Raw genomic sequence first — 15,020 nt, 5'->3', positions numbered from 1 at the left:
CGCAGGGGACGGCGCCGCAGGGGACGGCGCGGCGGCGGCGAACATCATCGCCGACGCCTGCCGGTGTGGCCACACCGCCGACCGCACCTGCACCTCGGCAGGCGAAGAGCAGCGCGTCGACGGCGGAGGGGACCCTCACCCGCCCGACGCAGGGATCGCGCAGCGTCGGACGGCCCCGCCCCGAGCCCGCCCCCGCCGAGGAGACCCCCGCGCGCGGCCGGGTGGTCGAGGCCGCCGACCGGTTCCGCGAGCTCGTGACCGGGCGGCCCTGGCGGCGCCGTCGGCGCCAGATGATCGCCTCGCTCGCTGGCCTGGCGCTGGTGCTCGGCGCGGCGCTCGCCGCCGCCGTGTTCCTCCCCGCCCTGCAGATCGCGCGCATCGACGTGCAGGGCACCGGCTACGTCGACCCCGCCGCCGTGGAGCAGGCCGCCGCGCAGCAGGCCCACGGCCCCCTGCTGCTGCTGCCCGCACACCAGATCCGCGCCGATGTCGAAGCGGTCCCCGGGGTGAGCACCGCCGAAGTGGAGCGCTCCTGGCCCGACGGGGTGGTCGTCACCGTCACCGAAGGCACCCCGGTCGCACAGCTGAAGCGCTCGAACGGCACCACCGCCATCCTGGACAGCACGGGGGAGGAGCTGCCCGAGGCCGCGGCGGACGGCGCATCGCTCATGCCGCTGGCCATCACCACCCCGTCGGCCGATCCCGAGGGCGCCGCCGCCGCGATGATCGCGGTGCTGGAGACCCTGCCTGATCCGCTGCGCGGCGCGACCACCGAGATCACCGCCTCCTCCGACGCCGATGTGACCCTCACCCTCCAGCTCGAGGACGGCGGCACCAAGACCGTGGTGTGGGGCGATGCGGAGGACGCCGCGCTCAAGGCCGATGTGGTCCAGGCGCTGCTGGGTGAGCCCGGCAGCGTCATCGACGTCTCCTCCCCGGTTGCGCCCGTCACCCGCTGAACGCTGCCCCGGAGGTGCTCCGCTCGGCGACACGCACCCGTGGTGTTTGCACCAGGTCGCACCGGTCCTTAGCGTCGAGGGAAAGGAGAGGAGCCCCGAAGTCTGAACCTCAACTCGAGGTCGAGGGTTTCGGAGGATCGAGACCAGGCGGCCCGCGGGCCCTCTCCACCAGGAACGACAAGAGCAAGGACCAAACGTGGCCGGAACCCAGATCTCCCTCGCAGTCATCAAGGTCGTCGGCGTCGGCGGCGGCGGCGTCAACGCCGTCAACCGCATGATCGAGTCCGGCCTCAAGGGCGTCGAGTTCATCGCGATCAACACCGACGCCCAGGCCCTCCTGATGTCCGACGCCGACGTCAAGCTCGACGTCGGCAAGGAGATCACCCGCGGGCTCGGCGCCGGCGCAGACCCCGAGGTGGGCAAGAAGGCCGCCGAGGACCATGCCGAGGAGATCGAGGAGGTCCTGCGCGGGGCCGACATGGTCTTCGTCACCGCCGGTGAGGGCGGCGGCACCGGCACCGGCGGCGCCCCCGTGGTCGCCAAGATCGCCCGCAGCCTCGGCGCGCTGACCATCGGTGTGGTCACCCGCCCCTTCACCTTCGAGGGACGGCGCCGCTCCACCCAGGCCGAGTCCGGCATCGCCGCCCTGCAGGCCGAGGTGGACACCCTCATCGTCATCCCCAACGACCGTCTGCTGTCCATCGCGGACAAGCAGGTCTCGATGCTCGACGCCTTCAAGTCCGCCGACCAGGTCCTGCTGTCCGGCGTGCAGGGCATCACCGACCTCATCACCACTCCGGGCCTGATCAACCTCGACTTCGCGGATGTGAAGTCCGTGATGCAGGGAGCCGGCAGCGCCCTGATGGGCATCGGCTCCGCCCGCGGCGATGACCGGGCCCTGCAGGCCGCCGAGCTCGCCGTCTCCAGCCCCCTGCTCGAGGCCTCGATCGACGGCGCCTACGGCGTGCTGCTGTCCATCCAGGGCGGCAGCGACCTGGGCCTGTACGAGGTCTCCGAAGCCGCCCGCCTGGTGCAGGAGGCCGCGCACCCCGATGCGAACATCATCTTCGGCTCCGTGATCGACGACGCCCTGGGCGACGAGGTGCGCGTGACCGTCATCGCCGCCGGCTTCGAAGGCGGCAACCCCGCCCCGCGCCCCGACGTCGCCCCGCAGCAGCGTCCCGCTCCGCGCGGCGACCAGAGCGGCGCCGGAGAGCGTCCCGCCGTGCCGCCGCGGCCGGAGCCGCAGCGTGGTTCCGAGCAGCGCTCCGAGGTGCCGCGCCCGGCGGCCGCCGCCGGTGCCTGGGGCCAGCCGCAGCAGACGTTCTCGCCGTCCCGGCCCAGCGCCCCGGAGCCCGAGACCGAGGTGCTCGATGCGGCCGATGCCGAGGACGCCCCGCAGGGCGGCGGCTACTCCCCGCAGCCGGCCCCGCGCGCCCCGGAGCAGCACTCCCCGCAGCGGCCCCCGCACATCGAGGAGCCCCCGCAGGACGACGACGACCTGGATCTGCCCTCGTTCCTCAAGTGACCCCCGGTCTTGACCTGGCACGGGCCTCGCGGCATCGCGGGGCCCGTGCCCTGTTCACCACCGTGCGCGGAGGTGTCAGCGCGGGGGAGCACGCGGGGCTGAACCTCGCCCGCCACGTCGGCGATGAGCCCGCCGCGGTGGCGCGCAACCGCGAGCTGCTGGCCGCGCACGTCGGGCTGCCGCTGGTGTTCGTGGAGCAGGTCCACTCTGCTGACGTGCACACCCTGCCGGTCACCGGCGATGTGCCATTGCGCACCGCCGATGCTCTGGTGACCGATCGGACGGATGTGGCGCTCGCGATCATGGTCGCCGACTGCCTGCCCGTGCTGCTGTCCGATCCGGTCTCCGGCGTCATCGCCGCAGCGCATGCGGGTCGGCGCGGCCTGCTGGACGGCATCCTGCAGCAGACCGTCCATGCCATGGGGGAGCTCGGTGCGCAGCCCGCGGACCTTGAGGTCACCATCGGCCCCTCCATCTGCGGGCACTGCTACGAAGTGCCTGCGGCGATGCGCGAGGACGCCGCGGGGCGGCTTGGTGCCACGGCCGCCACCACCTCCTGGGGCACCCCGGCCCTGGATCTGCGGGCCGGTGCGGTGCAGGCCCTTGTCAGTGCCGGCGTGCCTGGTGAGGGGATCGACGCGGCTGCGCCCTGCACCCTCGAGGACGAGCGCTTCTACTCCTACCGCCGCAGCTCGCGCACGGGGCGCTTCGCCGGAGTGATCCATCGGGCCTGAGCGCTCGTCGGCCGTGCCACGCCCGACACACCCACGACACGCCGGGCACCTCCCCGGCGCTGGGAACAGGCTGCGGTAGCTTGCAGCACAAGGGCTCCCACGCACTCCCCGTGCTTCCCCGGAGCCCAGGTCAGCGCGAACAACAACTGGGAGAACTGCGATGGGAAGCTGGCGCAACGCCATGGTCGCACTCGGCCTCGCCAATGAGGTCGACGACGAGTACTACGAGGACGGGCCGGAGGAGACCTACCCGTCCCGCCGCACCGAGCGCGGTCCCGAGCCCGCAGGAGAACGGGAGGCCCAGGTGACCCCGATCCGTCAGCACCACAATCACAATGTGGTGACCATGTCCCCGGCCGCGGAGGAGTCGATGCACCGCATCACGACCATCCACCCGCGCTCCTACAACGACGCGAAGGCCATCGGCGAGTCCTTCCGCGATGGTGTGCCGGTGATCATGAACCTCTCGGACATGCAGGACGGCGACGCTAAGCGCATGGTGGACTTCTCCGCCGGCCTGGTCTTCGGTCTGCGCGGCACGATCGAGCGCGTCACCTCCAAGGTGTTCCTGCTCTCCCCGGAGTTCGTCCAGGTCGACGGAGACACCTCCGCCGACGAGGGCAGCTTCTACAACCAGAGCTGAGCGGCCGCCGTGCAGCTGCTGGCAGGGGTGGCGTATATCGCGCTGCTGCTGTATCTGCTCCTGCTGCTGGCGCGCCTGGTGCTCGAGTGGATCCGGGGGTACTCGCGCGACTTCCGGCCCCGCGGAATGGTGCTGGTGCTGTTCGAAGTGGTCTACACGCTGACGGACCCACCGGTGAAGTTCCTGCGCCGTCTGATCCCACCGCTGCGCATCGGCGCCGTGGCCCTGGACCTCAGCCTCATGCTCCTGTTGCTGGTGGGCTGGATCCTGCTGCGCATCCTCGCGCCGCTCGCGCTGTGAACTGAGAAAGGCCGGGCTCTCGGCAGCGTCGGGACCTGCCTTGATTCGCCGAGGGGCCGTGATCGGTTAGGCTGAACGCACTGCGCGCATCAGCGCATCCATGACTGAGAACGATGAAAAGGTGACCCATGGCTCTGATGCCTGAAGACCTGCAGAATCAGCGGTTCACCCCGGTCCGCTTCTCCGAGGGCTACGACATGGACGAGGTAGACAACTTCCTCGACAACGATGTCGAGCCTCGTCTGAAGGAGCTGATCGCGGAGAACGAGCGCCTGAAGAAGGAGCTCGAGGAGGCGCACAACCGCATCGCCGAGCTCGAGTCCGGCGCTGCGGCCGCGGCCGATGGCAGCCAGGACGTGCACGAGGACGAGTTCGCCGCTCCTGCCGATGCCTCGCAGGACCAGCCTGCCCCGGCGGAGGAGGACACCGCCGCCGTGGAGCCGGTCGCCGACGAGCAGCCCGCCCCGGTCGCCGAGGCTCCCGCCGCCGGCGCTGATCGCCCCACCGACGCCGCGGGCATCATCGCCCTGGCGAACCGCCTGCACGATGAGTACGTGCAGAACGGTGAGGATGAGCGCGATCGACTCATCGCCGAGGCCAATGAGGAGCACCGCCGTATCGTCGGCGAGGCCGAGGAGAAGTCCCGCACCACCCTCGCCGACCTCGAGAGCCGCAAGGCCGAGCTCGACAAGACCATCGAGGGCCTGCGCAACTTCGAGCGCGACTACCGCAACCGTCTGCGCAACTACCTGGAGAACCAGCTGCGCGATCTCGACACCAGCGAGACGCAGGACAAGCAGGCGAACTTCGGCCTGTGAGTTCCCATCGCTCCACCGCGGCGAGCGTCGGGCCCCAGGGGTCCGGCGCTCGTCGCCGTCTGAGCCGTGCCCGAGTGCTCATGCTGATGGGGCTGATCGGCGCGGTCCTCGCGGTGATCGACCAGATCACCAAGAACTGGGCGGAGGCGAACCTGCCGCTGCTGGAGCCGCAGCCGCTGATCGGCGAGCTGCTGCAGCTGACCCTGCTGTACAACACGGGGGCAGCCTGGGGAATGGGCGCGGAGATCACCCCGGTGGTGACGATCCTGCAGATCCTCATCGTCCTGGGCGTGATCATCTTTGCCGTCACCTCGGTGCGCTCGCTGTGGTACACGGCGGCGCTCGGGCTGATCCTGGGCGGGGCACTCGGCAACATCTATGACCGTCTGCTGCGCGAGCCCGGGCCGTTCCGCGGCGCCGTCGTGGATTTCCTCGAACTGCCGAACTGGCCGGTGTTCAACGTGGCGGACATGGCCGTGGTGGGCGGCGCGATCCTCGTGGTGGCGCTGGGCCTGTTCGGCGTGGCCGCCGACCCGGCGCGTGCCGAGGCCGAGGAGCCCGCCGAGCGTGAGGCACGTCGGTCCGACGAGGCCGCGCAGGAGCAGGACGCCACGCGCGACGAGGGGGAGGAACGCGCGGACCGGACGCTGCGTGACGCGGGCCCGGTGGATGCGGAGCCCACGTCGGCGCGCCGTGAGGGGGAATCGTGAGCAGCTCGCGCACCTTCATGATCCCGGACGGCCTGGCCGGAGAGCGGGTGGATGTCGGCCTTTCGCGCATGCTGGGACTCTCCCGGACGCGGGCGGCGGACCTCGTCACCGCGGGGCTCGTGGAGATCGACGGCGCCGTGGTCGCCACCCGATCGCAGCGGCTCGCACCCGGGGCGATGCTCTACGTCGAGCTGCCCGAGGAGAAGCCCGCGGTGCAGGTGAGTCCGCAGATCGCCCCTGGCATGAGCCTCATCCACCAGGACGAGGACATCGTCGTGGTGGACAAGCCCGTCGGGGTTGCCGCGCATCCCAGCGCCGGCTGGTCCGGGCCCACGGTGCTGGGGCATCTGGCCGCGGCCGGGGTCACGATCCGCACCAGCGGCGACCCGGAACGGCAGGGCATCGTCTCCCGCCTCGACGTGGGCACGAGCGGGCTCATGGTGGTCGCCCGCACCGAACGCGGATACACCACGCTCAAGGATGCCTTCCGCGCCCGCGAGGTCGGCAAGGTGTACCACGCCATCTGCCAGGGTGCCCCGGATCAGCCCGAGGGCACGATCGATGCGCCCATCGGCCGGTCCCCGAACCATGACTACAAGTTCGCGGTGGCGCGCGGCGGGAAGCCCTCGATCACGCACTATTCGACGCTCGAGGAGCTGCCGGGCACGACGCTGCTGCGCATCGAGCTCGAGACCGGCCGCACCCACCAGATCCGCGTGCACTTCTCCGCGCTGCACCACCCCCTGGTGGGGGATCCGCTGTACGGCGCGGACCCCACGCTCGCCACGCGCCTGGGGCTCGAACGCCAGTGGCTGCACGCGATGGAGCTGAGCTTCATCCACCCGGCCAGCGGCCAGGAGGTCACCTTCACCTCCCGCTACCCGGAAGACCTGCAGCAGGCCCTGGATCGCCTGCGAGGACACTGAGCCCCAGCGCCTGCTCGGCGCACCGTCCGGGGCGCTGTGCCCATCGGCCGCTGGCCTGGGCACTGACCCGCTTCCTGCTGGTGCTCCCCGCCTGTCTGAACCTCCTTCCTGCGCTCGACACGCCATCTCCCACGCGCGAGTGCACCGTTTCGTGCCCGATTCGGCTCAGATCGGTGCACTCGGCGGCCTGCGTTGGCGTGTCGGCGTGGTGGCCGCCGACGGCGTGACGGCGTGACGGCGTGTCGACCAGCGGCGGCGTGGCGGCACGATAGCGACTTGGCCGAGCCGTGAGCGGGCGCCGTGAGCGGGCGCGCGAGCGCGCTACCTGGCCCGGGTACGGTGGAGCGATGAGCGAGGATCCCCGCCCTGCCTACCGCGCCGCTCCGGACGAGCACTCCGCCCTCGACCGTGCCCGCGCCTCGAGCCTGGACCGGCCGGATTTCCCGTTCCAGCGCGTGGCCCGTCGGCTGGGCCTGCCGCGCGGTGATGCGGAGGTCACGCTGCGGGACCCCGAGCGGGCGCGCGCCGCGATCGCCAATGCCGTGGAGGCGTTTCTCGCCGCCGATGACGCCCGTCGGGCGGGCCGTGCCCCCACCTCCGCGATCGCGCTCGACCCGGATTTCCCGACCGGCGTCGGCATGGCCCTGGTGGGCGCCGCAGTGCTGTGGGAGGTGCGAGAGCTCGTGCCGCAGGTCGCCCTTAGGGTCGCGAAGGACCATCACGAGGACGGCGCGGAGGATCTCGCGGCGAGCTTCATCGCGCTGGTGCAGGAGTCGATCACACCGGGCGCGGACCGGGAGCTCGATGCGACGGCCTGGGCGGCGCAGTCCCTGCTCGTGGACGTGCTGCAACGGGCCGGTGATGCAGCCGGGGCCGATGTCATTGCCCGTGACCTCGCCGCACACCACATCCCGCTGGACCTGTGGCGCGATGATGACCCGAGCTTGCCGGATGACTCGATGGCCTGGCACGGCGGTGCCTTCGAGGGAGGCATCCCACCGCGCCGCGACGAGCAGGCGCTCAGCTACGAGGACGTCCACGACTACATGAACGCCCTGGTGGCAGACATGCGGCGCGAGCGCGACGCGGAACAGGACGGGCCCGACGCATGAGCGCACAGCATTCGCGTGACGCGGCGGGCATCAGGCCTCGCTGGTCCAGCTCTCGGCTCGCATCCGTCCTCGGTACCACCGCCGCAGGTGCCGCCGTCCTCAGCGTCGCGGGTGGGCTGGTGGGAGCGCGCATGATCAACGGCCCCCATCGTCCCGAGCTGCTGTACACCTTCACGCCCTTCGAACTGCAGACCGCGTTCGAGGACGTGGAGTTCACCGCGGCTGATGGGGCACAGCTGCGTGGCTGGTGGATGGAAGCGCCCGGCAGCGCTGACGTGGTGATCGCCTCCCACGGGTTTCGTGGCGACAAGTCGCAGCTGCTGGGCATCGGTACGGGGCTGCGACGAGCCGGGATAAGCGTGCTGCTGTACGACTTCCGCGGCAACGGCGAGTCCGGCGACGGGAAGCAGTCACTCGGCTTCCACGAGCAGCAGGACCTGCGCGCCGCAATCGCCTGGGTACGAGACCGGGTGCCGGGGGCGCGCATCTCGCTTGTGGGGTTCTCGATGGGCGCGGCGGTCTCGCTGCTGGTCGCGGCAGAGGACGACGGCATCGAACGCGTGGTCGCGGACTCCGCCTTCGCCCACATGCACGGGGTGATCGCCGCGGCCGCTGCGGCGATGCGCCTGCCCGGCGCGGCGGCGAGTCTGGTCGATGCCGCGACCCGCGCCGTGTATGGCTACGGTTTTGCGCAGGTGCGGCCGACGGAGGCGATCAGAGGCATCGCTCCGCGCCCGGTCCTCCTGTTCCATTCCACGGCCGACGAGGTTGTTCCCGTCGCACATGCCCACGAGCTCGCCGCCGCCGCGGGGGAGGGGACGACGCTCCAGCTCACCGAGGGTGCAGGCCATTGCGGCTCCTACTTCGCGGACCGGCCCGGCTACATCACGCGCGTGGCGGAGTTCCTGCTGGGGTGAGGGACTGGCGCGTGTCGCCAACTCACGGCGTGGAGAGCACGCGATCCCGCCACGTCTCGTCCGTGTACTTCTGCGCATGCCAGACGAGGATGTCCATCACGCGGAGGAGGGACATGTCCGACTCGACAACCCCTGCTTCAGTGCGGATGCGGCTGAGGCGATCGGCGAGCCCGACCTCGGGTCGCATGATGCTGTGGAACTCTTTCCAGTATCCGCGTGAGTCCCGGAGATCGAAGGCCGTCGCGACCTGCGTGTCGTAGATCGGCACGAGCCGCGGCCGTTTGCGCGCGAGTAGCTTGCTCACCCGCACCGGTCCCATGCCGATCCTCCCGTCGAGCCCATTGCCACGCAGGAGATCCCAGAGCTCCTGGCCAGGACTGGCCGATCCCGCCGTCCGTTCTGCACCGAGCATCGAGCAGAACGTCTCTTCATCCAGTTCGCCGAGGTCCTTGTCCGTCGGCAGCTCCTGCAAGAGCTCTGTGATGCGGCTTCTGCGCTCCTCGATGATGATGAGCGTCGCGTCCGCCTTGATGGGTACAGACAGCAGGGAGAGTGACAGAAGATCTGATGCCGTGATCTCGTTCTCGGTCCCCGGCTGCTGACCGAAGCTTTCGAAGCGAGATCCCGTGAAGTACGGCAATGTCAGCGGGTTTGCGTGTGCGCCGCTTTTCGCGGGGAGGAGGCGGGTCGAGAAGCAGTAGTCCCTGAGGCGGTCCACCGCCTCCTGATGCGTGGACTTATCGTCCTGCAGGATCCGCGGCAGGTTCATGTCGGTCATGGCGGCTTCTCCTCGCTGACGCGCCGGTCTGAGATGGGTAGAAGCGTACGAGCGGGCTCCGACATACCTAACGGATCGCTCCAGCTCTCGCACTGTCACACCCGTCCGCGATGCTTCTGCCATGAGCAAAGAGATCCGCCTCAGCGACCTCACGAGACTCGCCGGGCTCCACGTCCTTCCGGAGGCTGTGCGTCGTGCCTCGAACGTGGACTACCTGATGGACAATAGCTCCAACGTCGCGGAGGGGATCGTCTCAACGGTGCCACCGCACGTTGCCAGGATCTCGCTGTCGTGGCCGGTGACGCTCCACTGCACCTGCGGAGCTCGGTACAACGATCCGCTCGCCGCCTCACAGCATCTGTGTGTTCATGGCGCGGCGGTGCTTGTCGCCTGCCTCGTCGCCGATGACGACGATCCGAATCAGCTTCTCGCCTCACTGGCTGCTGAGGCTGAGGCTCGAGCGACGCTCGAGTCGACGCTTGTGGAATACGTCGAACTCGCGGTGCGTCGGGACGCCGAGGGCCGCGAGCCGCTGCATTGGATCCGTGACGACCTCTACGACGTCGGGGTGGAGATCCAACCGGAGGCGCTCACCGATATGCTTCTCGAACGAGCTTCGGGAGAGCAGGTGGGCCGGTATCTCAGTGCGGAGGTCGAGCATTATGTGGGCGGAGACGGCGATAAGCTTCCATCTCCGATCAATGGTTATTGGATGCTGCAGGTTCTCCGTCTGCTGACGCCCAGAGTCACGCCGCTCCCCGTCTCAGCGGCGCCAGCGATTCTTCTTGCTGCCCGTAAGGTGCGTGAATCTGCGGCACTGCGAGAAGATGCGCAGGAGGTGCCTGAGGAGTATTACTACCTGAGCTTCTGCTGCTTGCTTCTGGGTGCTGCGAGCGCGGGTGAGCCGATGTGCGCTGACGCGATATCGGAGATCACCGCGCTCGAGCGTCGGCACGGAGGCCCGGAGGACCCGCTGACGATGAAGCTCGCTGCCCGCTTCTCGGATCTTGCCGGCCTCCCGCATCTGCTGGCCGCAGAGAGAGCCGATGAGCCAGCTGATCGCCCCGATGGTGCTCAGTGATTCGGCGATTCTTCACCTGCACCCGATGCGCCCCGCCGTCGACCCGCCGGGGTGACTTCTGCGACCTGCCCGGCCCTCTCATCCGTCGCCCCCCGCGGCTACCCTGGACCGCATGGCTGCTGCGGGATCCGATGACTTCGTCCACCTCCACGTCCACACGGACTACTCCCTCCTGGATGGCGCCGCGAAGATCGACAAGCTCGTTGCGGAGACCGTGAACCAGGGGCAGCCGGCGGTGGCGATCACCGACCACGGCTACCTGTTCGGCGCCTACGAGTTCTACAAGGCTGCGACCGACGCCGGGATCAAGCCGATCATCGGCGTGGAGGCGTACGTGACCCCCGGCACCAGCCGACACGACCGCACCCGCGTCCAGTGGGGCACCAAGGAACAGCAGGCCGCCGGGGATGACGTCTCCGCCCGCGGCGCCTACACCCACCTCACCCTGCTCTCGCAGTCCACGGAGGGCATGCACAATCTGTTCCGCCTGGCCTCCGCGGCCTCGCTCGATGGGCAGATGGGCAAGTGGCCGCGCATGGACCGAGAGATCCTCGCCAAGTACGCCCCGGGCCTCATCGCGACCTCCGGCTGTCCGTCGGGGGAAATCCAGACCCGCTTGCGCCTGGGCCAGTTCGATGAGGCCGTAAAGGCCGCCGGCGAGTTCCAGGACATGTTCGGCAAGGACAACTACTTCATCGAGCTCATGGACCACGGGCTCTCCATCGAGCAGCGCGTCACCAAGGACCTGCTCGAGGTGGGCAAGCAGATCGGCGCCCCGCTGGTCGCCACGAACGACCTGCACTACGTCACCGAAGCCGACGCCACGATCCAGGATGTGCTGCTGTGCATCAACTCCGGGTCGCGCCTGGCAGACCCGGACCGTTTCAAGTTCGACGGCTCCGGCTACTACCTGAAGTCCGCCCGCGAGATGCGCGAGCTGTTCCGCGAACTGCCTGAGGCCTGCGACAACACCCTGCGGATCGCCGAGATGTGCGACGTCGCCTTCGCCACCACCGCCGAGGGCGCGAACTACATGCCCACCTTCCCCACCCCCTCCGGCGAGGACGAGGAGTCCTGGTTCGTCAAGGAGGTGCAGCGCGGCCTGGAGTACCGCTACCCGGCGGGCATCCCCGATGAGGTCCAGAAGCGTGCCGACTACGAGGTGGGCGTGATCCTCCAGATGGGCTTCCCCGGCTACTTCCTGGTGGTCTCCGACTACATCAAATGGGCCAAGGAACAGGGCATTCGCGTCGGTCCCGGGCGCGGCTCCGGCGCCGGGTCGATGGTCGCCTACGCCATGCGGATCACGGACCTGGATCCCCTCGAGCACGGCCTGCTGTTCGAGCGCTTCCTGAACCCCGACCGTGTCTCCATGCCGGACTTCGACGTCGACTTCGACGACCGTCGCCGCGGCGAGGTTATCGAGTACGTGGAGCAGAAGTACGGCGATGACCGCATCAGCCAGGTCGTCACCTACGGCGTCATGAAGACGAAGAACTCCCTCAAGGATGCCGCCCGGGTGCTGGACTACCCCTTCGCGATGGGCGACCGGATCACCAAGGCGCTGCCGCCGGCGGTGATGGGCAAGGACATCCCGCTCGCGGGTATCTTCGACCCCGAGCACAAGCGGTACGCGGAGGCCGGGGAGTTCCGTCGGCTCCACGATGAGGACCCCGATGTGCAGAAGGTCGTGGAGATTGCCAAGGGCGTAGAGGGCCTCACCCGCGGCTGGGGCGTGCACGCCTGCGCGGTCATCATGTCCAGCCACCCCCTGACCGACATCATCCCGATGATGCGCCGCCCCTCCGACGGGCAGATCATCACCCAGTTCGAGTACCCCACGTGCGAGACCCTGGGCCTGCTCAAGATGGACTTCCTGGGGCTGCGGAACCTCACCGTGCTCTCCGATGCGGTGGAGAACATCGAACGCAACGGCAAACAGGCCCCGGACCTCGAGACCCTGCCGTTCGATGACCCGGCCACCTACCAGCTGCTGCAGAAGGGCGACACGCTCGGCGTGTTCCAGCTGGATGGCTCCGGCATGCGCACCCTGCTGCGGCAGATGAAACCGGACTGGTTCGGTGACATCACCGCGGTCTCCGCGCTCTACCGGCCCGGGCCGATGGGCATGAACTCCCACACCAACTACGCGCTGCGCAAGAACGGGCTGCAGGAGATCACCCCGATCCACCCCGAGCTCGAGGAGCCGCTCGCAGAGATCCTGGGGGAGACCTACGGTGTGCTGGTCTACCAGGAGCAGGTCATGCAGACCGCCCAGAAGGTGGCCGGCTACTCGCTGGGCCAGGCGGACATCCTCCGCCGCGCGATGGGCAAGAAGAAGAAGGCGGAGCTGGACAAGCAGTACGTCTCCTTCGAAGCGGGGATGAAGGAGAACGGATTCTCCGACGCCGCCGTGCAGGCCCTGTGGGAGACCCTGCTGCCGTTCGCCGACTACGCCTTCAACAAATCGCATTCGGCCGCCTACGGGGTGGTGTCCTACTGGACCGCCTACCTCAAGGCGAACTATCCGACGGAATACATGGCGGCGCTGCTGACCTCCACCCAGGAGAACCGCGACCGCCTGGGCCTGTACCTGGGGGACTGCCGCCACCGCGGCATCACCGTGCTGCCTCCGGACGTGAACGAATCGGGCCTGTACTTCTCTGCCGTGGGGGATGACATCCGCTTCGGCCTCTCGGCGATCCGCAACGTCGGCGCCCACGTGGTCGAGGAGATCATCGCCGCCCGCGAGGAGAAGGGTGCCTTCACCTCCTTCACTGACTTCCTGGACAAGGTGCCGCTGTCCGTGTGCAACAAGCGCACCATCGAATCGCTCATCAAGGGCGGGGCCTTCGACACCCTGGGCGCGAACCGTCGCTCCCTCGTGCTCGTCCACGAGGATGCGGTCGACGCGGTGGTGGACATCAAGCGCAAGGAGGCCCAGGGCCAGTACGACCTGTTCGCCGACATGCTGGGCGGCGCGGCCGGGGAGGATGGCGAGGCGATGGCCTCCGGGTCTGCCGCGACCATCACCATCCCGGACCTGCCGGAATGGGACCGCAAGGAGAAGCTCGCCTTCGAGCGGAACATGCTGGGCCTGTACGTCTCCGACCACCCGCTGTATGGGCTCGAGCATGTCATCGCTCAGAACTCCACCACGAGCATCTCCGCGCTCGCCGATGATGGCGCCGTGCAGGATGGACAGATGGTCACGATCGCGGGGCTCATCACGCAGCTGGCCCGCAAGACCACGAAGAAGGGCGACATGTGGGCGATCGCCACCGTCGAGGACCTCGAGGGGTCGATCGACTGCCTGCTGTTCCCCTCCACCTATCAGACCGTCGCGACCGAGCTCGCTGAGGACCTCATCGTCTCCATGAAGGGCCGGGTGGACACCTCCAAGGGCATGCCGGAGCTGCGCGTGATGGAGATGACGATCCCGGAGACCGGCGGCGGCGTCGGCGGGCCGGTCGTCATCGCGCTGCCCGCGGCGCGCGCCACCCAGCGTGTGGCCGAGGAGCTGCGCGGCGTGCTCGAGGACAACCCCGGTTCCTCCGAAGTGCGGCTGCGCCTGCAGGAGCCCGGGCGAGCCACCCTCATGCAGCTGGACAAGCGCCTGTCGGTCACCCCGTCGGCGGCGCTGTATGCCTCGCTGAAGGCGCTGCTGGGGCCGGGCTGCCTGCAATGAGCAGCAGGCTCCGGGTGGTGAGCTTCAACATCCGCCATGGAGCCTCCGCCGTCAACCGACTGGATCTCTCGCGCACGCTCGAGGTGATCCGCGGCACCGAGGCCGATGTGGTCGCCCTGCAGGAGGTCGACCGCCGGTTCGGGGAACGCTCCGGCTACGAGGATCAGCCGGGGCGCCTCGCGGAAGGGCTCAGCATGGACGCCCTGTATGCGCCCGCGATCACGCTGCCCGCGCCGAGCGGGCGGGCAGAGCCCCGCGAATACGGCGTGGCGCTGCTCTCGAAGCTCCCGCTGGAACCCCTCGAGTTGCCCGTGCAGGACCGGAGGTCTGACGGCACTCCCGCCCCCGATGCCCCCGTCCCCGACGACCCCATCCACAGCGCCCCCGCCCCCGACGCCGAATCCGTGACCGCGTCCGCTGCCTTTCCCGGCCGGATTCCGCTCCCGTCGGCCCGCGGGGTGGAGGGAAAGGATCCCGAGCCGCGGGTCGCGCTCGCTGCGCGCGTGGATCTGGCCGGCCGCGGTGGGGGAGAGGCCACGGTGATCACCACCCATCTCGATGCCTTCACCGCGCAGCATCGCGCTGCGCAGGCGGCGCATCTCGCGACGGCCCTGGCTCCGCTGCGCGGCCCCGCTGTCCTGCTGGGGGACATGAACACCCGCGCCGCCGCCCCAGCCGAGACGTGACGGCGCCCCCGTCGCGCTGTCCATAGGAGCTGTGGGTGCCCGCCATGTAGTCACCCCGGCGGTGAAACCTGGGTGACCACTGGGTGACCATGCGGATGCCGGGTGCCTTCGGGCCGCTCGGTCGACTATCGTCGTCCCTG

Annotated in this window: 14 protein-coding genes; 13 read left to right on the top strand and 1 reads right to left on the bottom strand. The window is 69.3% G+C overall.

What is annotated here, in order from left to right; all coding sequences use genetic code 11:
* The first annotated feature begins 65 nt into the window (after positions 1 to 65).
* The 10 genes from CJ197_RS09690 to CJ197_RS09645 all read left to right on the top strand — a co-directional run bounded on the left by CJ197_RS09690 (position 66) and on the right by CJ197_RS09645 (position 8,647).
* A complete protein-coding gene (locus tag CJ197_RS09690) occupies positions 66 to 959 on the top strand; it encodes a cell division protein FtsQ/DivIB (RefSeq protein WP_233190809.1) in 894 nt (297 codons plus the stop codon).
* Between the two features lie 196 nt (positions 960 to 1,155).
* Positions 1,156 to 2,487, top strand: a complete 1,332-nt coding sequence (gene ftsZ, locus CJ197_RS09685; protein ID WP_102236539.1) for a cell division protein FtsZ — start codon at positions 1,156 to 1,158, stop codon at positions 2,485 to 2,487.
* On the top strand, positions 2,484 to 3,221 hold the full coding sequence (gene pgeF, locus CJ197_RS09680) for a peptidoglycan editing factor PgeF (RefSeq protein WP_233190808.1): 738 nt from the start codon (positions 2,484 to 2,486) through the stop codon (positions 3,219 to 3,221). The genes ftsZ and pgeF overlap by 4 nt, the downstream gene beginning before the upstream one ends.
* Before the next feature lie 160 nt (positions 3,222 to 3,381).
* Positions 3,382 to 3,864 carry a cell division protein SepF gene (locus CJ197_RS09675; RefSeq protein WP_102236538.1) on the top strand — a complete coding sequence of 161 codons (483 nt, stop codon included), beginning with the start codon at positions 3,382 to 3,384 and terminating at the stop codon, positions 3,862 to 3,864.
* A gap of 9 nt (positions 3,865 to 3,873) precedes the next feature.
* Complete coding sequence (locus CJ197_RS09670) at positions 3,874 to 4,164, top strand: YggT family protein (protein ID WP_102236537.1); 291 nt, start codon at positions 3,874 to 3,876, stop codon at positions 4,162 to 4,164.
* Positions 4,165 to 4,292: 128 nt separating this feature from the next.
* Complete coding sequence (locus CJ197_RS09665) at positions 4,293 to 4,982, top strand: DivIVA domain-containing protein (RefSeq protein ID WP_102236536.1); 690 nt, start codon at positions 4,293 to 4,295, stop codon at positions 4,980 to 4,982.
* A complete protein-coding gene (gene lspA / locus CJ197_RS09660) occupies positions 4,979 to 5,692 on the top strand; it encodes a signal peptidase II (RefSeq protein ID WP_233190807.1) in 714 nt (237 codons plus the stop codon). Before CJ197_RS09665 ends, lspA begins: the two co-directional genes overlap by 4 nt.
* Complete coding sequence (locus CJ197_RS09655; protein ID WP_102236534.1) at positions 5,689 to 6,618, top strand: RluA family pseudouridine synthase; 930 nt, start codon at positions 5,689 to 5,691, stop codon at positions 6,616 to 6,618. The genes lspA and CJ197_RS09655 overlap by 4 nt, the downstream gene beginning before the upstream one ends.
* Positions 6,619 to 6,965: 347 nt before the next feature.
* On the top strand, positions 6,966 to 7,730 hold the full coding sequence (locus tag CJ197_RS09650; RefSeq protein ID WP_233190806.1) for a hypothetical protein: 765 nt from the start codon (positions 6,966 to 6,968) through the stop codon (positions 7,728 to 7,730).
* A 131-nt stretch (positions 7,731 to 7,861) separates the two neighbouring features.
* Positions 7,862 to 8,647, top strand: coding sequence for an alpha/beta hydrolase (locus CJ197_RS09645; RefSeq protein ID WP_233190804.1), 786 nt, complete (start codon positions 7,862 to 7,864; stop codon positions 8,645 to 8,647).
* A 22-nt stretch (positions 8,648 to 8,669) separates the two neighbouring features.
* Here the strand turns inward: CJ197_RS09645 and CJ197_RS09640 are convergent, their stop codons facing one another.
* Positions 8,670 to 9,425 carry a DUF6308 family protein gene (locus tag CJ197_RS09640; RefSeq protein ID WP_102236532.1) on the bottom strand — a complete coding sequence of 252 codons (756 nt, stop codon included), beginning with the start codon at positions 9,423 to 9,425 and terminating at the stop codon, positions 8,670 to 8,672.
* Positions 9,426 to 9,546: 121 nt separating this feature from the next.
* Here CJ197_RS09640 and CJ197_RS09635 point away from each other — a divergent pair, with 121 nt between their 5' ends.
* The 3 genes from CJ197_RS09635 (at position 9,547) to CJ197_RS09625 (ending at position 14,880) form a co-directional block, all read left to right on the top strand.
* Positions 9,547 to 10,506, top strand: coding sequence for a hypothetical protein (locus tag CJ197_RS09635; RefSeq protein WP_102236531.1), 960 nt, complete (start codon positions 9,547 to 9,549; stop codon positions 10,504 to 10,506).
* Between the two features lie 112 nt (positions 10,507 to 10,618).
* On the top strand, positions 10,619 to 14,194 hold the full coding sequence (gene dnaE / locus CJ197_RS09630) for a DNA polymerase III subunit alpha (protein ID WP_102236530.1): 3,576 nt from the start codon (positions 10,619 to 10,621) through the stop codon (positions 14,192 to 14,194).
* The gene (locus tag CJ197_RS09625) at positions 14,191 to 14,880 is read left to right on the top strand and encodes an endonuclease/exonuclease/phosphatase family protein (protein ID WP_102236529.1); all 690 of its coding nucleotides are present in this window, start codon (positions 14,191 to 14,193) and stop codon (positions 14,878 to 14,880) included. Before dnaE ends, CJ197_RS09625 begins: the two co-directional genes overlap by 4 nt.
* The last annotated feature ends 140 nt before the right edge of the window (positions 14,881 to 15,020 follow it).

Origin of the sequence: Brachybacterium sp. UMB0905 (genome assembly GCF_002871795.1) — a bacterium.
Lineage (GTDB): Bacteria > Actinomycetota > Actinomycetes > Actinomycetales > Dermabacteraceae > Brachybacterium.
This window is presented reverse-complemented; position numbering and strand designations above follow the sequence as displayed.